Origin of the sequence: Thomasclavelia cocleata, from assembly GCF_900102365.1 — a bacterium.
GTDB lineage: Bacteria > Bacillota_I > Bacilli_A > Erysipelotrichales > Coprobacillaceae > Thomasclavelia > Thomasclavelia cocleata.
On the sequence record NZ_FOIN01000012.1, the window covers coordinates 16052 to 38817 of the forward strand.

At 30.5% G+C, this 22766-nt stretch carries 18 protein-coding genes, 1 riboswitch and 1 other annotated feature; of the genes, 2 read left to right on the top strand and 16 right to left on the bottom strand.

The annotated features are described in order from the left end of the window. Positions 1 to 56: 56 nt before the first annotated feature. On the top strand, positions 57 to 1064 hold the full coding sequence (gene asnA, locus BMW96_RS06410; RefSeq protein WP_092353658.1) for an aspartate--ammonia ligase: 1008 nt from the start codon (positions 57 to 59) through the stop codon (positions 1062 to 1064). Positions 1065 to 1217: 153 nt separating this feature from the next. Here asnA and purB read toward each other — a convergent pair whose 3' ends face one another. The 10 genes from purB to BMW96_RS06460 form a co-directional block, all read right to left on the bottom strand. After that, positions 1218 to 2603: an adenylosuccinate lyase gene (gene purB, locus BMW96_RS06415; protein ID WP_092353660.1), complete on the bottom strand. Its 1386-nt coding sequence runs from the start codon at positions 2601 to 2603 to the stop codon at positions 1218 to 1220. Position 2604: 1 nt separating this feature from the next. After that, positions 2605 to 6366 (bottom strand): phosphoribosylformylglycinamidine synthase, encoded by a 3762-nt coding sequence (locus BMW96_RS06420; RefSeq protein WP_092353662.1) that lies wholly within the window; start codon positions 6364 to 6366, stop codon positions 2605 to 2607. Positions 6367 to 6376: 10 nt separating this feature from the next. Further along, complete coding sequence (purD, locus tag BMW96_RS06425) at positions 6377 to 7627, bottom strand: phosphoribosylamine--glycine ligase (RefSeq protein WP_092353664.1); 1251 nt, start codon at positions 7625 to 7627, stop codon at positions 6377 to 6379. An 18-nt stretch (positions 7628 to 7645) separates the two neighbouring features. Next, the gene (gene purH, locus BMW96_RS06430) at positions 7646 to 9169 is read right to left on the bottom strand and encodes a bifunctional phosphoribosylaminoimidazolecarboxamide formyltransferase/IMP cyclohydrolase (RefSeq protein WP_092353666.1); all 1524 of its coding nucleotides are present in this window, start codon (positions 9167 to 9169) and stop codon (positions 7646 to 7648) included. A gap of 1 nt (position 9170) precedes the next feature. Next, a complete protein-coding gene (purN, locus tag BMW96_RS06435) occupies positions 9171 to 9764 on the bottom strand; it encodes a phosphoribosylglycinamide formyltransferase (protein ID WP_092353668.1) in 594 nt (197 codons plus the stop codon). Further along, positions 9758 to 10783 carry a phosphoribosylformylglycinamidine cyclo-ligase gene (purM, locus tag BMW96_RS06440; protein WP_092353670.1) on the bottom strand — a complete coding sequence of 342 codons (1026 nt, stop codon included), beginning with the start codon at positions 10781 to 10783 and terminating at the stop codon, positions 9758 to 9760. Before purM ends, purN begins: the two co-directional genes overlap by 7 nt. 15 nt (positions 10784 to 10798) lie before the next feature. Further along, positions 10799 to 11500, bottom strand: a complete 702-nt coding sequence (gene purC / locus BMW96_RS06445) for a phosphoribosylaminoimidazolesuccinocarboxamide synthase (RefSeq protein WP_092353672.1) — start codon at positions 11498 to 11500, stop codon at positions 10799 to 10801. 22 nt (positions 11501 to 11522) lie between these two features. After that, the gene (gene purE / locus BMW96_RS06450; RefSeq protein ID WP_092353674.1) at positions 11523 to 12011 is read right to left on the bottom strand and encodes a 5-(carboxyamino)imidazole ribonucleotide mutase; all 489 of its coding nucleotides are present in this window, start codon (positions 12009 to 12011) and stop codon (positions 11523 to 11525) included. A 47-nt stretch (positions 12012 to 12058) separates the two neighbouring features. Further along, positions 12059 to 13729: a formate--tetrahydrofolate ligase gene (locus BMW96_RS06455; protein WP_092353676.1), complete on the bottom strand. Its 1671-nt coding sequence runs from the start codon at positions 13727 to 13729 to the stop codon at positions 12059 to 12061. Positions 13730 to 13901: 172 nt separating this feature from the next. Then, positions 13902 to 13981, bottom strand: a riboswitch (ZMP/ZTP riboswitch). 353 nt (positions 13982 to 14334) lie between these two features. Next, positions 14335 to 15378: a CapA family protein gene (locus tag BMW96_RS06460; RefSeq protein ID WP_092353678.1), complete on the bottom strand. Its 1044-nt coding sequence runs from the start codon at positions 15376 to 15378 to the stop codon at positions 14335 to 14337. A gap of 93 nt (positions 15379 to 15471) precedes the next feature. Here BMW96_RS06460 and BMW96_RS06465 point away from each other — a divergent pair, with 93 nt between their 5' ends. After that, the gene (locus tag BMW96_RS06465; protein ID WP_092353680.1) at positions 15472 to 15921 is read left to right on the top strand and encodes a GNAT family N-acetyltransferase; all 450 of its coding nucleotides are present in this window, start codon (positions 15472 to 15474) and stop codon (positions 15919 to 15921) included. A gap of 139 nt (positions 15922 to 16060) precedes the next feature. On the opposite strand, the gene BMW96_RS06470 is transcribed toward BMW96_RS06465, so the two are convergent. From BMW96_RS06470 to asnB, 6 genes are all read right to left on the bottom strand, one after another. Then, a complete protein-coding gene (locus BMW96_RS06470) occupies positions 16061 to 17173 on the bottom strand; it encodes an aminotransferase class I/II-fold pyridoxal phosphate-dependent enzyme (RefSeq protein WP_092353682.1) in 1113 nt (370 codons plus the stop codon). Continuing rightward, a complete protein-coding gene (locus BMW96_RS06475; protein ID WP_092353685.1) occupies positions 17173 to 17901 on the bottom strand; it encodes an amino acid ABC transporter ATP-binding protein in 729 nt (242 codons plus the stop codon). The genes BMW96_RS06470 and BMW96_RS06475 overlap by 1 nt, the downstream gene beginning before the upstream one ends. Then, the gene (locus tag BMW96_RS06480; RefSeq protein ID WP_180320328.1) at positions 17894 to 18565 is read right to left on the bottom strand and encodes an amino acid ABC transporter permease; all 672 of its coding nucleotides are present in this window, start codon (positions 18563 to 18565) and stop codon (positions 17894 to 17896) included. Before BMW96_RS06480 ends, BMW96_RS06475 begins: the two co-directional genes overlap by 8 nt. 11 nt (positions 18566 to 18576) lie before the next feature. Further along, entirely contained in the window at positions 18577 to 19311 is a 735-nt protein-coding gene (locus BMW96_RS06485) for a transporter substrate-binding domain-containing protein (RefSeq protein WP_092353689.1), read from the bottom strand. Between the two features lie 50 nt (positions 19312 to 19361). After that, positions 19362 to 19570 (bottom strand) — a binding site (T-box leader). 49 nt (positions 19571 to 19619) lie between these two features. Continuing rightward, positions 19620 to 19901 carry a hypothetical protein gene (locus BMW96_RS06490; RefSeq protein ID WP_244881272.1) on the bottom strand — a complete coding sequence of 94 codons (282 nt, stop codon included), beginning with the start codon at positions 19899 to 19901 and terminating at the stop codon, positions 19620 to 19622. 1275 nt (positions 19902 to 21176) lie between these two features. Then, complete coding sequence (asnB, locus tag BMW96_RS06500; RefSeq protein ID WP_092353694.1) at positions 21177 to 22763, bottom strand: asparagine synthase B; 1587 nt, start codon at positions 22761 to 22763, stop codon at positions 21177 to 21179. Positions 22764 to 22766: the final 3 nt, after the last annotated feature.

Genomic DNA, 22766 nt, shown 5'->3' on the forward strand with positions numbered 1-22766 from the left:
ATACATTTATACGTGTTACAATGTATAAAAATAATTAAAGGAGAACTATTATTACAATGAAATTAATTATACCTGAAAACTATGATCCGATTTTAGATCTACGTCAAACCCAGGAAGCAATCAAATATATTCGTGACACATTCCAAAAAGAAATTGGTAGAGCATTACAACTTTCAAGAATATCTGCTCCATTATTTGTCCAAAAAAGCAGTGGTTTAAATGATAATTTAAATGGTGTTGAATCCCCTGTTTCATTTCAAATAAGTGAAATGCCTGGAGAACAAATTGAAGTTGTTCACTCATTAGCAAAATGGAAAAGAATGGCACTTAAAAAATATGGTTTTAAAATGCATGAGGGTTTATATACAAATATGAATGCAATCAGAAAAGATGAAGAAGTTGATAACTTACATTCATATTATGTAGACCAATGGGATTGGGAAAAAATTATATCAAAATCAGAAAGAAATGAGGAAACATTAAAACGTCATGTTTTAAAAATATTTAAAGTAATTAAACATATGGAACATGAAGTTTGGTATAAATATCCTCAAGCTGTAAACCGTTTGCCTGATAAGATTCATTTCTTTACTTCTCAAGAATTAGAAGATCGTTACCCTGAACTAACTCCTAATGAACGTGAAACCGCAATGTGTAAAGAATATGGATGTATCTTCGTCATGGGCGTAGGAAAAAAATTAAAAAGCGGAATCAAGCACGATGGACGTGCTCCAGATTATGATGACTGGGATTTAAATGGAGATATATTATTCTGGTTTGAACCTTTAAAATGTGCTTTAGAAATCTCATCAATGGGAATTAGAGTTGATGAGGATGCTCTAGCAAGTCAATTAGAAGCTGAGAATTGTCTTGATCGTTTACAACTACCATATCACAAACAAATTCTTAATAAAGAGTTGCCATATACAATTGGTGGAGGAATTGGACAATCAAGATTATGTATGTTATTACTTAAAAAAGCTCATGTTGGAGAAGTCCAAGCTAGTATTTGGCCTCAAGAAATGATTGATGAGTGTACTAAACATAACATTCATTTACTATAAAACCAAAGACTCTATTATTTTATCATATAGAGTCTTTTATTAGTTAAATACATGATAATATCACACAGCTGTTCCATGTTAAATCCTTTATTATCTAATAAATTTAATGAAAAAAGTTTATCCTATCAAAATAGAATAAACTTTTTATTATGATTATTTTGTTAAATCAATCTTTGCTAATTTATCAGCTAATCCAATATAAGAAGCTGGTGTCATATCTACTAACGTTTGGCGATCTTGATTAGATAAAATATCCAAACTTTCAGCAAACTTCAAAATATCTTCTTTAGAAATACTCTTTCCTCTTGTTAAAGCCTTTAAAGTATCATAAGCATCTGGTACACCATATTTTCTTAACATAGTTTGTATTGGCTCTGCCAAGACTTCCCACTTCTCATTTAAATCACTAGCTAAATTATCTTTATTAACTACACACTTAGCTAAACCATTCATAGTTTCATTAATTGCTTGTAATGAATATCCAAATGCTAAACCTAAATTTCTTTGACTTGAAGAATCAGATAAATCTCTTTGCATTCTTGATTTAGGAAGTTTATTAGATAAAGCAATACAAATATTATTTGACATATCTATATTAGCTTCACTATTTTCAAAACGAATTGGATTTACTTTATGAGGCATTGTACTACTTCCAACTTCACCTTTAACTGGAATCTGTTTAAAGTATTCCATTGAGATATACAACCACATATCAACATCAAAATCAACTAATACATTATTAAAATGACGAATACCATCTAAAATATGACAAGTATAATCATGACTTTCAATTTGTGTAGTTAATGGATTAAATGTTAATCCTAAATATTCTTCAACAAATTTCTTTGCTAGAGTTTGCCAATCTTCATTAGGGAATGCTGTTAAAATAGCACTATAATTTCCTGTTGCTCCATTAAATTTAGCTTTAATCTTAACTGCTTCAACATTTTCAATACTTGATAAGAAACGATAAGCATACACTTTAAATTCTTTACCAATAGTTGTTGGTGTCGCAGGTTGTCCATGTGTATGAGCAAGCATTGCATTCTCACTATGTTCTTCTGCCCATTTATTAATAATAGCAGCAAATTCTTTAGCTTTTGGTAACCAGACATCTTTTAATCCATATTTTAACATGCAGGCATAAGAAGTATTATTAATATCTTCAGATGTGCATCCAATATGAACAAAACTTTGTAAATATCCAAATCCTAAAGCATCTACTTTTTCATCAATAAAATACTCAACTGCTTTAACATCATGACGAGTTGTATTTTCAATTTCCTTAATTCTTGCAAAAGAATCATAATTAAATTCACTAGCAATACTTGTTAATTTATCCATATTTTGAGAATCAAACTTTGCTAAAACATCACTCTTAACATTTTCAATCAAGAATTTCAACCATTGAATCTCAACAAAAACTCTATATTTAACTAACGCATATTCTGAAAAATATTCTCCTAATGCATCTTTAACACCTGAATAACGACCATCCAATGGACAAAGTGTTAAACATTCAAATTCTTGTTTTTCCATTCTATTTTCCACCTTTAAAATAATCTACACCAGCTTCAAACAATTTTTGATCCATTTCACCATAAACATTTTTAAAGCGGTTTTCACCTTGACGTTCACTATGTCCCATCTTCCCAATAACTCGCCCATCTTTAGAAACAATTCCTTCAATTGCATACATAGAACCATTAGGATTATATGGAGTCTGCATTGTAACTTTACGATTAGGATCCACATATTGAGAGAATACCTGACCATTTTCAAATAATTCTTCAATTACTTCTTTTGGAGCTACAAAACGCCCTTCTCCATGACTTACTGGAATTGTATGAATATCATCAACATTTACATATTTTAACCAAGGAGATTTAACACTACCAATTCGTGTATCAACCATTTGTGATACGTGGCGACCAATTGTATTAAATGTTAAAGTTGGATCATCTTTAGACATTTCTTGAATCTTACCATATGGTAATAACCCTAATTTAACTAGAGCCTGGAATCCATTACAAATACCAATCATTAATCCATCACGATTATCTAATAAATCAGTAATTGCTGCTTTCAATCTTGGATTCTTTAACACTGTAGCAATAAATTTACCAGAACCTTCAGGTTCATCACCAGCACTAAATCCACCAGGTAACATTACAATATTCGCTTGTTTAATTGCAGCTTCTAATTCATCAATAGAATCTTTAAGCATTTGTTCTGTTTTATTTCTAATTAATACCAATTGTACTTTAGCACCAGCTTTTTCAAAAGCACGTTTTGAATCATACTCACAGTTAGTTCCTGGGAATACTGGAATAACGACTAAAGGTGTTTCAACAATTACCTTTGGTTTAATTTGAGATCTTGTTTTACAAGCAGCTACTTTGATTTCATTTGTAGGTGCTTTTTCTCTTGTTGGATAAACATTTTCTAAAGGTGCTTTATTAATTGCATAAGCTTCATCTAATGAAATTGTTTCACCACCATAAGATAATAATTCACTATCATTAGTAGTACCAACAATACGATAATTATCAAAAATACCTAAATCTTTTTCAGATTTAACCTCAATAATAATATTACCATAATCACGTACTACATAACTTTCAAGACTATTTTCATTATTAAAAGCTACACCAACACCATTACCAAAAGCCATTTTACTAACAGCCTCAATAACACCGCCATCTTTTACAGTATAAGCACTATAGATTTTCTTATTTTTCATTAATTCCATAATAGCATCATATTGTTTTTGAAGATGATCAAAATCAAACACATGATATTGATCTTTATTAATAATAATTTCAGCTAAAACATGACCAGTTTCTTTAATTTCTGGAGTCATGATATCATCAACATCTCCACTTGTAATTGCAAAAGAAACTAAAGTTGGTGGTACATGTAAATCTTCAAAAGATCCAGACATACTGTCTTTTCCACCAATTGAAGCTAATTTTAAAGCACTTTGAACACGATAAGCACCTAATAAAGCTGCTGTTGGTTTTCCCCAAGTAATTGGATTATTTAAAAGTTTTTCAAAATATTCTTGGAATGAGAATCTAATTGTATGATAGTTTCCACCCATTGCCACAATCTTAGCCACTGATTCTACAATTGCATATATTGCTCCATGATATGGTGACCATTTTGAAATTAATGGATTATAACCATAAGTCATGATTGAAGCAGTTGTTGTTTCTTTTCCTAGCACTGGAATTAAAGCAGCCATTCCTTCAGTTTCAGTATGATACTTAATTCCACCAAATGGTGATAATACTGTTCCATTACCAATCGAAGAGTCAAATCTTTCAATTAACCCTTTTTGTGAAGCAACACTCAATTTTGATAAAGTTTCTTTTACAGTTTCAACAAAATTAGTTTGTGACTGTTTATCAAAAGGTGTTTTTTCAAAATCTGGTAAAGTGATTTTAACATCTTGATAACGCTTAGCACCTGCAGCATCAAGGAAATCACGAGAAATATTGACAATATCTTCACCCATATGTTTCATCACTAATCTATTTTGATCAGTAACTACTGCAACTTGAACTACTTCTAAGTTTTCCTTAGCACATTCAGCTTTAATAAAATCAGCATCTTTTTCATCAATTACAATAGCCATACGTTCTTGTGATTCTGAAATCGCTAACTCAGTTCCTGTTAATCCTTCATATTTTTTCAAAACTGCATCTAAATCAATTACTAAACCTGGTGCTAATTCACCAACAGCAACACAAACGCCACCAGCTCCAAAGTCATTACAGCGAACAACTTTTTCACTAACTTCTTTATTTCTAAATAGACGTTGAATTTTTCTTTCTTCAACTGGATTACCTTTTTGAACTTCAGCACCAGCTGTTTCAATTGATTTAACATCATGAGATTTAGAAGAACCTGTTGCCCCTCCAATACCATCACGTCCAGTACGACCACCAATCAATAAAACGATATGATCTTTTAAAGGTTCTAGACGTTTTACTTGTTCTTTTGGTGCCGCTGCAACAACTGCTCCTAACTCCATTCTTTTAGCTACATATCCGTCATCATAAATTTCATGAACATAACCTGTAGTTAACCCAATTTGGTTACCATAAGATGAAAAACCATGAGCTGATTCTTGACATAATTTACGTTGAGGCAATTTACCAGCCATTGTTTCTTCTAGTGATTTTCGAGGATCTCCAGCCCCTGTAATTCGCATACTTTGATATACATAAGCACGTCCAGATAATGGGTCACGAATTGCCCCACCTAAACAAGTAGCAGCTCCGCCAAATGGTTCGATTTCAGTTGGATGGTTATGTGTTTCATTTTTAAACATCAATAACCATTGTTCATCTCCATCAGTTGTATGCACTGTAATTTCAACTGAGCAGGCATTAATTTCTTCAGATACTTCTAAATCATCTAAATAACCTGTTTTACGTAACTCTTTCATTGAAATAGTTGCTAAATCCATTAAAGTTAAAGGTCGCTTAGTATCTATTCCATAAACTAAATGTCTACTTGTTTTATAATTTTCAATATCTTTTTCTAAGATTTCTTTAAAAGCTCCACTTTCAATATCTAAATCTGTAATAACTGTTGCAAATGTAGTATGACGACAGTGATCAGACCAGTATGTATCCAATACCTTTAATTCCGTTTCTGTTGGATCTCTTTTTTCTTCATTTTTAAAATAATCTTGAGTTACTTTTAAATCTTCATAATTCATTGCCATGCCATTATCAGCTAAGAACTTTTCAAGACCCGCTTTGTCTAATTCATTGAATCCATTGATCGTAGGCACTGGTTTGATTTCTGGTGCAACATCATTTAAATCAGCTGGTTTTTCTAGACTAGCAAGACGTTGATCAACAGGATTAATTAAAAAGTTTTGAATCTTTGTTAGAACTTCATCCTTATTACCTTTAAAAGTAATTGCAAATACTCGTGCACATTTAACTTTTGCACTAGTATTACCTGTTAAAATAGCAAAACATTGTTCACATGAATCTGCTCTTTGATCATATTGACCAGGAAGAAATTCAATTGCAAAAATTGCTTCTTGATCATTAGTAGGAAATTCTTCTTGATAAACATCATCTACCATTGGTTCAGCTAAAATAGTGTTGATCCCTTGTTTTAGGATATCATCATTGACACCTTGAACATCATAACGATTGATAATTCTTAATGTATCAATTTCTAATCCCAATTGTTCAATTAAATTATGTTTAATTTCGTTTGCTTCTGTTGCATACGCTGCTCTTTTTTCAACATAGATACGCTTTACATCACTCATATTTATCCCCCTATCTAAGTCCGATATCGCTTCGGTAATATTTACCTTCAAAATCAATCTTTTTAGCTACTGTATAAACTTTTTCACGAACCTCATCAAGAGACGCTCCTGTAGCACAAATATTTAAAACACGACCACCACTAGTAACTAATTTATTATCCTTAATTGCTGTCCCTGCATGGAAAATAACACAGTCATCACAGTCATCAATATTTTTTATTTCAATTCCTTTTTGATAATTACCTGGATATCCTCCACTTGAAAGGACTAAACAAGCAACATGATGATCATTCCATTTAACCTTAACATCTTTTAAAGTTTTTGTAGCACAACCTACCATGATATCATATAGATCACTATCTAAGCGAAGCATAATTGATTGTGTTTCTGGATCCCCAAAACGAACATTAAATTCTAATACTTTCGCTTTACCATCTTCAATCATTAAACCAATAAATACAACACCACGATAATCCATATTATCATCTTTCACCCCTTGCATAAAAGGATCAAGAATATCTGTTTTAATTACATCATCCATACCCTCAGGCATAAAGGGATTTGGTGAAACAGTACCCATCCCACCAGTATTAGGACCAATATTTCCATCAAAGATTTGTTTATGATCTTTAGCGCTTACCATTGGAACGATTGTTTCACCATCGGTAAAGCAAAGTAACGAACATTCAAATCCTGTTAAAAACTCTTCTAAAACAACTTTACTTCCAGCACCATCAAGACTTCCATCAATCATCATTTCTTTTAAAGTAGCAGTAGCATCTTCAAGATTGTCAACAATAACAACCCCCTTTCCAGCTGCTAAACCATCAGCCTTAATAACTAATGGATAATCAAATTCATTGATTGCCTCAATTGCTTCATCATAACTATTAACTTCTTTATATTTAGCAGTTGGGATATTATGTCTAATCATAAAATCTTTTGAAAATGCTTTACTGCCTTCTAATGTAGCAGCACGTTTAGTTGGACCAAATGCCATTAGTCCAGCTGCCTCTAAATCATTTGCAAGACCATTACAAAGTGGTACTTCTGGTCCTATAACAGTTAAATCAATTTTATGCTCTTTAGCAAAATTAACAATCATTTCATTATCTTCAACATTACCACTAATACATTCACCAATTTTAGCAATTCCTGGATTTCCTGGAATCGCATAGATTTTATCTACCTTACTGCTTTGATTCAATTTATAAGCAATGGCATGTTCACGACCACCACTACCAATTACAAGTACTTTCATATATTCTAGGCCTTTCTATTAATGTCTAAAATGTCTGTATCCAGTAAATACCATTGGGATACCCTTTTCATTACAGAAATCGATTGAATCTTGATCTCTAACTGATCCCCCTGGTTGAACAATCGCACCAATTCCTGCTTTATATGCTACTTCAGCACAGTCGCTAAATGGGAAGAAAGCATCACTTGCAAGAACTGCACCATTAAAATCTTTATCTTTATTATTAATAATCGCATTTTCTAAAGCCCAGATTCTTGATGTTTGTCCACCACCAACAGCTAATGTAACACCATCTTTAACAATACAAATAGCGTTAGATTTTACGAACTTAACAACTCGCATACCAAATTCCATATCTGTAAGTTGAGCTTCTGTTGGTTTAGTATCTGTTACACAATTCATTTCTTTGATCATTTCAGTATTGATATCTTGTACTAATACTTTACCTTCTAAATATTTAATATCATATTTAGCTTCACGAACATATAAATTTTTAAGTTTTAAGATTCTTAAGTTTTTCTTTTTCTTCAATACTTCTAAAGCATCATCATCAAAATCAGGTGCAGCTACAATTTCTAAGAAAATCTTATGCATTTCTTCAGCAGTTTTTTTATCAATTTTGTAATTTACTGCCACAATTCCTCCAAAAATACTTTGAGGATCAGCTTCATAAGCTTTCATATAAGAATCATAACCATCTTTACCAATAGCAACACCACAAGGTGTTGAATGTTTAATTGCTGCTGTAACGATTTGATCTTTAAATTCACGAACTACAGCAATAGCACCATATAAATCATTAACATTATTAAATGAAATTTCTTTACCATGTAATTGTTCATAATCTAATAAAGTTTCTTGAACAAACGGATCAACATAAGTATTAGCTCTTTGTTGAGAGTTTTCACCATAACGTAAATGCTCAGTTTTCTTTAATGAAATATTTAAAGTATCTGGGAAATCATCTCCTACAACACCTGCAAAATAACGAGAAATCATCGCATCATAAGCACCTGTAGTTGAAAATGCTTTATATGCAAGATTTAATCTAAAATCAAAATCATCAGTTTTATCTTTGATTGCAGTTAAAACACTATCATAATCAGCAGGATCAGTAACAATTAAAACATCTTTAAAATTCTTTGCTGCTGAACGAATCATTGATGGTCCCCCAATATCAATATTTTCAATCATATCTTCCATTGGTTTACCAGCTTTTAAAGCCTTTTCAAATTCATATAAATTAACACAAACAACATCAATTGGTTGAATATCCATCTTTTCAACTGTATCAACATGTTCTTGTAAATCACGACGGAATAATAATCCACCATGAACTTTAGGATGTAAAGTTTTAACTCGACCATCTAAGATTTCTGGAAATCCTGTTACATCATCAATTGCTATACATGGTACATTTTCTGCTTGTAATTTAGCCATTGTTCCTCCAGTTGAAACAATTTCAAAACCTAAATCCACTAAGCCTTTACAAAAATCAACAATACCATCTTTATTAGTAACACTAACTAATGCTCTTTTCATTTTAAATCACCTTAGCCCTTTCATTTTCAACAATAATTTTACCATCACAATATAAAGCAACAGCTTTAGGTAAAATACGATGTTCAATTTCTAATACTCGTTTTTGAATATCTTCAGCATTATCTAAATCATCAATATTACATGTTTCTTGAAGAATAATCGGTCCCCCATCAACTTCCTTACTAACAAAATGAACTGTTGCTCCAGTTACTTTTACTCCTCGTGCCAAAACCTTTTCATGAACATGCATTCCATAATGCCCTGGTCCACAAAATGCTGGAATCAAAGAAGGATGGATATTAATAATTTTATTTGGATAAGCATCAATCAATACATCTGTAAGAATTGCTAAATATCCCGCTAAAACAACTAGATCAACATCTCGTTCTTTTAACATTTTTACAATCAATTCATCATCTTTACGTACCACTGCAGTTTCAATTCCCGCTTTTTTAGCACGTTCAAGCCCATATGCATTTTTACGATTAGAAATAACTAATACAATCTGACCATTGATGCTGTTATTTTCAACGGCATCAATGACTGATTGCAAATCTGTTCCACCACCCGAAACAAAGACTGCAATTTTTAGCATAATTGCACTCCTTTATCTCCTGCTTCAATATTTCCAACAACATAACATTCATCCCCAGCTTCTTTAATAGCCACCATTGCTTTATCAACATCAGCTGGATCTAATGCAATAACCATACCTAGTCCCATATTAAATGTGTTATACATCATTTCCTCTGCAATGTTACCATTTTTAGCAATCAGTTCAAAGATTGCAGGTACTTTATAACTATCTTTTTTTACAATTGCTTTTATTCCTTCTGGTAGCATTCTTGGAATATTTTCATCAAATCCACCACCAGTAATATGACTGCATCCTTTTATTTTCACACCAGCATCTTTAACATTCTTAAGTGCTTTTACATAAATTCTAGTTGGTTCAATCAAAGCTTCACCAAGTGTTTTACCAAGTTCATCATAATATGTATCTAATGTTTCCTTATTCATTTCAAAAACTTTACGTACTAATGAAAATCCATTACTATGAACACCACTTGAAGCGATTCCTACTAAAACATCCCCAGGTTTAATATTCTCACCATTAATAATATCTTTTTTATCAACGACACCAACTGCAAACCCAGCTAAATCATAATCATTTTCAGGCATTAATCCAGGATGTTCAGCTGTTTCACCACCAACTAAAGCACATCCAGATTGTTTACATCCCTCAGCAACACCACTTACAATCGTTGCAATTTTTTCAGGATAATTTTTACCACATGCAATGTAATCAAGGAAGAACAATGGTTCTCCACCTGAACATGTAATATCATTAACACACATAGCAACTGCATCAATTCCAATTGTATCATGTTTATCCATTACAAAAGCAAGTTTTACCTTTGTTCCACATCCATCAGTTCCTGATAAAAGAACAGGTTCCTCCATATCTTTGATTGCACTTAAATCAAATGCTCCAGCAAAACCGCCAAGTCCTCCTAAAACCTCAGGTCTCATTGTTTCTTTTACATGTTTTTTCATTAATTCAACTGACTTGTATCCTGCTTCAATATCTACTCCAGCCTTTTTGTAATCCATCATTTATCTCCTTTATTATTTTTGCATTCTTGCTAATACTGCTTTATAAGTTTCGATTAAATCACCAATATCTTGTCTAAATACATCTTTATCATATTTTTGGTTAGTTTCAACATCCCATAAACGACAAGAATCTGGAGAGATTTCATCAGCTAATAAGATTTCACCATCAGGTGTTTTACCAAATTCAATTTTAAAGTCAACTAATTTTAAGTTTAAGCTTAAGAAAAATTCTTTTAATAATTCATTAATTTTTAAAGTTTCTTGTTTAATAAAATTATATTCTTCTCTTGTACATAATTTTAAAGCTACAGCATGATCTTCATTAATTAATGGATCTCCATAATCATCATTTTTATAACTAATTTCAAAAATTGGTTCTTCTAAAACAACCCCTTCAGGTGCACCTAATCTTTTACAGAAAGATCCTGTAGTAATATTTCTAATAATTACTTCTAATGGAAAAATATCTACTTTTTTAACTAAGATATCACGTTCATTTAATTTTTTAATCATATGAGTTTTAATTCCAGCTTCTTCTAACATATCAAAGATAATACAAGAAATTGTATTGTTTAAAACTCCTTTACCTTCAAATTGATCATGCTTAACTCCATTACCAGCAGTTGCATCATCTTTATAATGAATTAAATATTCATCATCTTTATCAGTTAAATAAACTTGTTTTGCTTTTCCTTCATATAATAATTCAGCCATTTTCTAATTTCTCCTCTTACTTTTATTTATATTTTTCAATAACTTCTTCATTAGCTTTCATTGCTTGAATTTCCATATCTTTTCGATAAGCGACTAATTTTTCTTTAATACTATCATGTTTGATTGCCATGATTTGTAAAGCTAAATAAGCAGCATTTTTACTTCCATTAATTGCTACAGTAGCTACAGGAATTCCTGAAGGCATTTGAACAATTGATAATAACGCATCCATACCATCTAATGTAGCTCCACTAATTGGTACACCAATTACTGGTAGTACTGTTTGAGAAGCAACAACCCCAGGCAAAGCAGCGGCCATTCCTGCTGCTGTAATAATCACTTCTGTTCCATCGGTTTCTGTTTCTTTGATAAATGAACTTAACCCCAAGTGAGCACGATGTGCTGATAAGCATCTAACATTTACTTCAACACCATAGTCTTTCAAAATTTCAATTGCTGGTTCAACTTTACTTAAATCACTAGTAGAACCCATAATAATTGCTACTTTCATAATTTCTTCCTTTCTTTTTAAACCACTAAAAGTGACATGCGTCACTTTTAGAATAAGCCTACTATCTTACCATCTTTATCAATGTCCATATTAACAGCTGCTGGACGTTTTGGTAACCCTGGCATTCTCATAATACTTCCAGAAATAGCTACTAAAAACCCTGCTCCAGCAGATGGGATAAGATCGTTGATCTTAACTGTAAAACCACTAGGACGACCAAGTAGAGTTGGTTGATCAGATAAAGAGTATTGTGTCTTAGCCACGCAGATTGGTAAATTAGCCAATCCTTGTGCTTCATATTTTTTCATCTTTGTTAATACTTTTTTATCAAATACGACCCCATCAGCACCATAAATTTCTTTTGCGATAGTTTCAATTTTTTCTTTGATTGATAAATCTAAATCATATAAAGGTTGATAATTAGCTTCTTTAGTGTCTAAGATTTCTAATAGTTTTTCAGCAAGTTCAATTCCACCATCAGCACCTTTTTCCCATACTTTAGAAATAGCTACATCAACACCCATTTTATTACATGTATCTTTTAATAATTGTAATTCTGCTTCAGTGTCAGTTGGAAAAGCATTGATTGCAACAACTGAAGGTAAGTTATATTTAGCAATATTTTCAATATGCTTTTCTAAATTTTTAATTCCTTTTGCTAAAGCTTCAAGATTTTCTGTTGATAATTCTTTTTTATCTACTCCACCATGCATCTTCAATGCCCTAACAGTTGCAACAATCACAACTGCTTGAGGATCAAGATTTGCTTGACGACATTTAATATCTAAGAATTTTTCAGCCCCTAAATCAGCACCAAATCCAGCTTCAGTAATTGCATAATCTCCTAATTTGATTGCTAGCTTAGTTGCCATAACTGAGTTACATCCATGAGCAATATTAGCAAATGGTCCCCCATGAACAAAAACTGGCGTATGATCTAATGTTTGTACTAAGTTTGGTTTAATTGCATCTTTTAATAACAAGGTAACTGCACCAGTAGCTTCAATATCATTTACAGTAACTGGATTACCATCATAATTATATGCAACAATCATTTTTCCAGCTCGTTCTTTTAAATCTTCAAGACTTGTTGCAAGACATAAAATAGCCATTACCTCACTTGCAACCGTAATATCAAATCCATCTTCACGAGGAACACCATTAAGCTTACCACCAAGTCCACATATAGTATTACGTAAAGCACGATCGTTTAAATCTACAACTCTTTTCCAAACAATATTACGTACATCAATATTTAATGGATTTCCTTGATGAATCGAATTATCAAGCATTGCAGCAATAAGATTATTAGCAGCAGTAATTGCATGAATATCACCAGTAAAATGTAAATTGATATCTTCCATTGGGACTACTTGAGCGTATCCTCCTCCAGCAGCTCCACCTTTAATTCCAAAACATGGACCTAGTGATGGTTCACGCATTGCTACAACTGATTTTTTCCCTAATTTATTTAATGCCTGAGATAATCCAATCATCGTTGTAGTTTTTCCTTCCCCAGCTGGAGTAGGATTGATTGCAGTAACAAGAACCAATTTCCCATCAGGATTATTTTCTAATCTATTAATTGCTTCTAAAGCAATCTTAGCTTTGTACTTACCATATAATTCTAAATCATCATCTTCTAAACCAAGTTTTTGAGCAATTTCACTAATTGGTTTCATCTTTGCACTTTGTGCAATTTCAACATCAGTTAACATAACGCCACCCTTTCAATTATAATTTCTCATATAGATCCTAAGGTCAGTATTTATTCAAATAAAAACATAACTAATTTATACCATATTTCATCATTTTTCTCAACCTGTACCCTTGTTTAAAAAACAATGTAACACTAAACCTTAGAATTAAAAAAGAGCCCACACTTATCCAGACTCTTGCCCAGACGGTCGGCTCTTCCATGATTATACTCCCTGTGGTTAATTCCACTTCCGTCAGTCGTATAACTATTTGCATAATATCATTTATTGATTCAAGATTCAAGCATTTACTATCAAAACAATTTATTTTCGACTTAATTATTTTCAAATCTTACCATCAATATAAAAACTTATATTCAACTATCAAATATTTCTCCTAAAAATAATCAGAAAATAAGATTATATTAATACAAATTTGAGACGAATTAAAAATATGTACATGATAAAATAGTAAATAATCACTACTATTTTAATGAAAGGAGGAAATGAATGTTTTATAAATTCCAGTATACAAAAATTAAAAATGCTAGTATTCCAGATTATAGAATCCTTAATATACAATTAAATTTTACCTATTTATTAAAAAATCAAAGATAATATAAAATTTAATAACTATATTTTTGAATTTTATCTAACACTCTTTGCTTTTCACTACCCTCTAAAATCATTGGCTGATAATTATTTCTTCCTTTAACTGAAGTAATTGAACATGGAATAATTTCATGACTATCATCAATATAATTGCCATCTGTAAAGTTCATTGTAATAGAATATATCATAGAATCTGTATCACTAGGATTACGATTACCCCCAAAACAGAAATTCCCTAAAGAATAAACAATTTGTTTACCATTATATTCTTCAACTCCCTGAACTACATGAGGATGAGAACCCATTACTAAATCAGCACCACTATTAATCGTAAATTTTGCTAATTCACGTTGATCACTATTAGCATAATATTCACGTTCTATTCCCCAATGATAAAATACAACAACTGCATTTGCACCCTGATTATTTCTTAAATCATCTATCGCTGCCTTTATTGCTGCTCTACCCTTTTCATTATTCATTGATAAAGACATTGAACGATATCCTAAAAAACCAATTTTAATTCCCTTAACTTCCTTAATACATGTTGTCTCATAGCCAAAATAACCAATTTCTTTTTCATCAAGTATTTGTTTTGTATCCTTCATACCTTGTGTATAATAATCTTCTGAATGATTATTTGCTAATGATACAAGTTCAATACTGCCATTAGTCAAGATATCCACATATTCTTTTGGACCACTAAAAGGAAATTGTTTTTCAACATGAGATGTTGCACTTGTTAATGGACCTTCAAGATTAACAATTGTTAAATCATCATTTTCAAATATACTCTTAACATTCTTAAAAAAATATGTAGCATCTTTTCCTTGTTTTTCATACTCTTGATTAAATGACCCATCATATGCCTGACTGGCATAATTACCTAATGTACAATCACCTGCAAAACTTAATTTTATACTAGTATGAACTGGTTTTTTCTTTTTTTCAATTTTTTCTTCTTTTATAATTGTCTCTTTTTTCTGATTATTTTCATTAGCTCCCAAACATCCAGATACTAAAAACAACATTATTAAACAAATCAATAATTTTTTCATATCTTAAACCTCCACAACATCAGTATAACATATAATGATATTCTTTAATATTAAATAAAACTTTGTTATAATACGATTTAGGAAGTGAAAATAATGATAAGAGAAATAAAAAATAAAATGGATTTTGATCTTCTTTTGACAGAAAGTGATCCTAATATCAACTTAGTAAGAGATTATTTAGAACATGGTACATTGTATGGTTATTATATTAATAATGAACCAGTTTCATTTATTGCTGTTGAAATCATTAATGGTGAAGTAGAAATTAAAAATATCTTAACTTTAGTTGAATATCGTCGTCATGGTTATGCTAAAGCATTAATTAAATTTATTGAATCAACCTATAATACTTATGATACATTTCTAATTGGAACTGCAAATTCAAGTTTTGAAAATATTACTTTTTATACTCGTTTAGGCTATATTTATAGTCATCGAATTGAAAATTTCTTTTTAGATTATTACCCAAAAGAAATCATAGAAAATGGCATACAGGCAACAGATTTAATATATTTTAAAAAAAGTAAGAATGGATTAAATTAAAAGTTTAATATAATTATTAATATGTAAAATTACTTAAGTTTTTGAAATAAAAAGACTAATCAATATATTGGTTAGTCTCTTTTTTTAGAATTTGATATCTTAATTAAATCAAAACTATCACTTATAAAAAAGCAGTAAATCATTTTACTTTGTTATGTAACCACTTAGAAAATAATTCTAAACCAGCTTTAATATCTTCACTTTTATTAGCAAACCCAAAACGAAGACAATACTCTTGATTAAAACATGCTCCTGGAACAAAAAATACTCCAGTATCTTTTTGTAACTCAACACACAAATCTCTCGACTTAATTGGTAACTTATATCTTAAAAAAGCAATAGTCCCAACCTCAGGAACAACACAGTCAACCAAAGGTTCATTATTTAGCCACTCAATTAAAATTTGCCGATTAGTATTAATAATATTTCTACTTCTTTTTATAATCTTATCATAATTTTCAACTACAATAGCAGCCAAATAATCATTTATATATCCAGTTGAAATAATATGATAATCTCGCCGATCATTTATTATTTTAATAATCTCTTTATCCGCCTTTATCCATCCTACCCTAAGACCAGCAAATGAGGTAACTTTAGACAAACTGCTAGTAGAAATTCCTAAATCATATAAATCACTCACTGATACTTCATCTTGACCTAAGCCTTGATAAACTTCATCACAAAGAATATATAGATTATGTTTTTTAGCTATTGCAATCAATTTTAATAAAAAATCTTTAGAAAATTTTGTACTTGTAGGATTGTTTGGATTAACCAAACAAATCATTCTAGTATTTTCCTTAATTTCTTTTTCAAAATCCTCTAATTTAGGTAACCAATCATTTTCCTCATCTAACTCAACTAAGCTAGTTTCTACTCCAAATGATTCAGGAAAAGAATACATTTGTTGATATGTTGGAGTGATGGTAATTATATGATCCCCTTTTTCCAACAAAGAAATTAATACTAATTCATTAGCATTAATACATCCATGGCTAATAGTGATATTGTCTGCATCACCAGTTTGATATAATTTGGCAATCCCTTTTCGTAAACGAACACTACCAGTTATTGGACCGTAATTTAATTTTGTATCAAATAAATTTTTTATTACAGTTTCTTTTTCCTCTACCATTTCCAATAAATCATTAATACTCATTGAAGCAACACATGTTTCTGCAAGATTATAACGATAATCAACTTCATGTTCAGTCATCCAGGCTTCAACATCAAATAAATCAATTTTCACTAATGCATCACCTTACTCAAAAAGTCTTTAGCACGTTCTGATTTAGGATTAGTGAAAAATTCTTTTGATGAACTATCTTCAACAATTTTTCCACTTTCTAAAAAGACAACCCGATCTCCAACTGTTCTTGCAAATCCCATTTCATGAGTTACTACAACCATCGTCATACCTTCTTGAGCTAATTCTTGCATTACTTCCAATACTTCAATAACCATTTCAGGATCCAAGGCACTTGTAGGTTCATCAAACAACATTACTTCAGGATCCATACACAAAGCCCTAGCGATAGCTACTCTTTGCTTTTGTCCCCCAGACAGTTTATTTGGATATTCATCTTTTTTTTCTAACAATCCTACTCGTTGCAATAAGTTACATGCTTTTTGTTTAGCTGATTCTTCATCTAACCCTAAAACCTGAATTGGAGCTAAAGTTAAATTTTCTAAAACAGTTTTATGAGGAAATAAATTAAAATGTTGGAAAACAAACCCCATTTTCCCACGAAGTTTTTTAAATTCCTGAGAATTATTACTATCTAATAACTGATTATTTATATAAATTTCTCCAGCTTCAGGAATTTCTAAACCATTGATACAGCGAAGAACTGTACTTTTTCCACTTCCACTAGGCCCAATCAAACAAACAATTTCGCCTTTTTCAATCTCTAAGGAAACATCATTTACAGCTTTTAAATCTTTAAATTGTTTTACAATATTCTTAACTTTAATCACTTACAGATAACTTCCTTTCTATCTTTCTTGCAAAATAAGATGTTGTCAACGTCATAAATAAATAAAATACTGCTGCAAACAATAAAGGCGGAATTAAATTAAATGTATTAGCCCCTAAAATTTGAGCAGAATACAACAATTCTGTTGCCCCTAAAACTGAAATCAATGATGAATCTTTAATTAATGTAATAAACTCACTAACAATAGGCGGGATGATTCTTTTAAATGCTTGTGGTAAAATAACTAATTTCATTGTTTGACTATAATTTAATCCTAAAACTTCACAAGCTTCCCATTGTCCCTTATCAACACCCATTATTCCACTACGAATTAGTTCTGTTGAATATGCCCCACTATTAATACTCATTGCAATAGCTCCACAAACATATGGATCAGGAACAAATCTTTCACCTGTAATTGCTCTTACTAATAAAGGAAAAGCAATATATAAAAATAAAATTTGTAATAACATCGGCGTTCCACGAATCAATTCTACATAAATATTACCAATAATTCTTAATATCTTATGTTTAGAGATTTTTGCTGCCGCACCTAAAACACCTAAGATCAAACCAAATATCAAAGCACAGGCAGCTAGTAATAATGACTTACCAGCTCCTTGTAGTAAAAAGATTAAATTGTCAGCAGTAAAAAAATCAATCATTGCCTCCACGATTATGCTCCCCACTTAGTTTTTAATTCTTGATATTTGTCAGATTCAACAAAAATCTTCAATGCTTCATTAATATCATCCATTAAATCCTGATTATTTTTATTAGTAATAATTAAATTTTCTTCCTCTAATAAAGTTTCTTTTAACATTCTATACCCAGCTTCTTTAACATAATTTTTAGCAACAGCTTCATCTAAAATGATCGCATCTATTCCACCAGAATTCAAAGTTTCGATTAAAACCTTAACATCTTTAACTGCCTTTACATTAGCATCTTTAATTTCATTAGCAACACCTTCACCAGTTGAAGCTAATTGTGCTCCAATATTCTTACCTTCTAAATCCTTAGCACTAACAATAGAACTATCATTAGCAACTAAAGCCACTTGTCTAGAATCATTATACTTATCAGACCAAATTACATCTTCCCACTCTTTATGATAAGTAAAACCAGAGATTCCTAAATCAATTTGATCAGCAATTAAACTAGTTGAAATAGTATCAAATGATAATTTTTTAAATTCATATTCATAATCATCACCATTTTCTTTCATAATAGCAAATAATTCTTTTGTCATATCAATATCAAAACCAATCATTTCATCACCTTTTAATGATTCATAAGGTGGATAATCAGGTGAAATTCCAATTAAAATCTTCTTTTTAGAACTACCTCCACATGCAGTCAATGAAACTGCCATCATACATACTAATAATACTTTAATAATTTTTTTCATCTTCTCTTACCTTCCTTTTCTTCCATAAAATAAAAGCCCCTTAGCTAATGCTAAGAGACGAAATTTCCGCGGTACCACTCTCATTGATATAATAACTTATATCCTCTTTTGTCTGTAAAGTAGACTTACTAACCATCCTACTATTAATTCAAACAGTCCTCTTAAAAGTGCGGTTCATTTAATCTTATTTACTGACCTTCCACCATCATCAGCTCGCTTAGAAACATAATTAAACTACTCTCTTTATCGACGAGTTTATTTATATATTTGTATTATATAAAAAATCAATTCATTGTCAACAGTTTTAGCTATTTTATCTTAAGAAATTTATGATTAAATTTATTAATTTGTTCACATACTTTTTTTAATGGTCCATTGAACGATTCTAATTCATTTAATGTTTCATCAAGCATTTCATTTGTTTGATTAATTAATTTAATATTTTCTTGATAACGTTTTGTATTAAAACGTTTCTTCTCGTCACTTCGAAGCAACATCAAACATCCAATAATCAACAATCCAAAAATTCCTATTATCATCACAATCCACTTTATTACTTCCATATCATCACCATCTCTAGTATACCACATTTATTCAATCTATCCCATCAAAAAATCTATTTTAACTTATAATAACAATTATTTTAATAATTCAATAGTTGGACACTTGTAAAACCATAAATATTCTCAAAGTAGTTTAAATGCTGCTTTTTAGTGTCAAGAACTTAAATTTATTTGTTGTATTGTTGGCTTGTATTTTGCAGTATGATGGTTTTAAAGAGGTATTCTATCATGAAATTAAACTTGACCACAAATCCAAAGATATGATCTACTTCATTCAAGGCAGGATCCACAATGGTAAAAAAGTGACCACAAAGAATGTTATTAAAGCACAATTTTCAAATAATAAAATCAACACAAAAACTACAAATTACAATATACTAAATGATATAAGCTGTACTGTTAATATCTGCATAACACTCATACCTGTTTTTAAACACAGTAGCTGTAGATTTTATCACGCTGTTATTCCTTCTTATGTAACAAATATATTATGTAAAGATAAGTTAAATTCTTTTAAATCTAACTTATTTTTACATGATACTTCTAAATATTTTCTTCTTAACTCAGAATTAGACTTCGCATATATTTCAGTAGTTGCAATACTTTAGTGCCCTAAAAAATCTCTTATATAAACAAGATTCACATCATTCTCAAGCAAATGCATAATTATAGAAGATCTTAATATGTGTGAATGAACGTTAAACATAAATATTAACGTATTCTGTTTTTTAACTGCTTCTACATACTTGCCCTTGTAAATTATTTTTTTTAATGGTTAGTAAATAAAAAAAATATCATCTTTTATATTTTTTGAATTAATATGGTTTTTTAGAATATTACTACAATTTTTACTGATTAGCACCAACCTCATTTTATTCTCTTTTTCATACAATCCACAACATTAGTATAATCATTTTCTTTTAAATCAATCATCCCTTGTACCCTACATCCCGATTCATACATTAACAAGAGAATAACCATATCTCTTATCCCATTTTCTCTTTTATACTGAATTCGGTATAAAAGCGATAGAAGAATACATTACACATCTAGGAGGTATCTTGAGCTAACAAAGTATATAATGTGCAGCTATCAGACATATCAATTAGTATTTGAATATTTAAAAGAATTTTATAATAAGTAAGAATCCACTCACATTGTGGGGATTTATCACCAGACATTTATGAAAAGAGATATATTAGAACAAACTAACTAAATTTCTTACATTTAGTTAGTTTGAACTCTTGACATACAACCCCATCAAAAAAGAAGTCGTTTTTGTTTGACTTCTCTTCATCCTGCTTATTTTCCACTTTCCCCATAATTCTTTAAGACTCTTGCAGAAGGATCATTAACATTACATCCTTCCCATTGCTTGTTAGGCATCCAAAAATCTTTAATCCAATGGCTTTTTTGTGGATAAAATTCTTCAAAAATATCTCTATATAATAATGATTCTTTTGTAAACGGTGTGCAATATGGATACTTGACTTTAGCGTATTCTAAATCAGCATCTGTATATTTATTTTCTGCATATTCTTTCAAATAATCCACCATAGAATGTCCTACTGCATCTGAAAAAGCAGCTTTTTCTCTAAATAAAATATTATGGGGTAGATAATCTGTTCCTTCAAATGCATGTCTTAAAAGATATTTTCCCTTATCATAAGTATTCATTTTCTTTTGTGGATCAATTGACATCACATAATTAACAAAATCAATGTCAGCAAAAGGGACTCTTCCTTCTAACGAATTGCCACTAATACATCTATCCGCTCTTAAAACATCATACATATACAACTCTTGAATACGTTTTTCAGATTCTTTTTGGAAAGCTGCAGGACTAGGTGCAAAATCTGTGTATTTATAACCAAATAGTTCGTCTGAAACTTCTCCAGTAAGAATCACTTTTAAATTTGTATTTTCGTGAATATATTTGCATAGAAGATACATACCAATACTTGCTCTAATTGTTGTAATATCCCAAGTTTCTAAAGTTTTAATCACTTCTATTAAAGATGTTAAGATATCTTCTTTATTCATTATTACTTCTGTATGATCTGTTCCTAAATAATCTGCGACTTGTTTTGCATATTTTAAATCAATAGGATCACTTTCCATACCAATCGCAAAAGTACGAATAGGACGATCATACAAATGACTTGCGATAGCACAAACTAAAGAAGAATCTAATCCTCCACTTAACAAATAACCTATAGGTGCATCTGATTGCAGTCTTTTTTCTACTGCTTTTTCTAATTTAAATCTTAAAAAGCGTGCAATTTCTTCTAAACTATCTGTATTCACAGTTTTCACTTCACTTAAATCATTATAACAAACAAATTTTCCATTTTGATAGTAATATCCTGGTGGAAATGGATATATTTCATCACAAACTGGCATTAAAGCTTTTGCTTCAGAAGCAAAAGAAATCTGATGATCTATTTTTGTATATCCATAGAACATAGGTCGAATACCCATAGGATCTCTTGCAGCTACAATTTGACCTTTATCTTTATTATATAATACAAAAGCAAATTCCCCATCTAACATTCTTACCATAACATCTAATTCATATTTTAAATATAAAGGTAGTAGAACTTCACAATCACTTGCACTAAAAAAAGTATAATTACTTGTTAGATTTTCTTTTAATGCAAGATAATTATATATTTCTCCATTACATACTAAAATACAGTTTTGGTATGTAAATGGTTGCATACCATTTAATGATAAATCCATAATTGATAATCGATTAAATCCCCAATACCGATTACCAAACATCACACTATTTGTTTCATCAGGGCCTCTTCTCTCTATATTTTTTAATCCATTTTTAAAGTCTTTATATTTTACTTGGTCACTTCCAATCACTAAAAATCCACACATAAA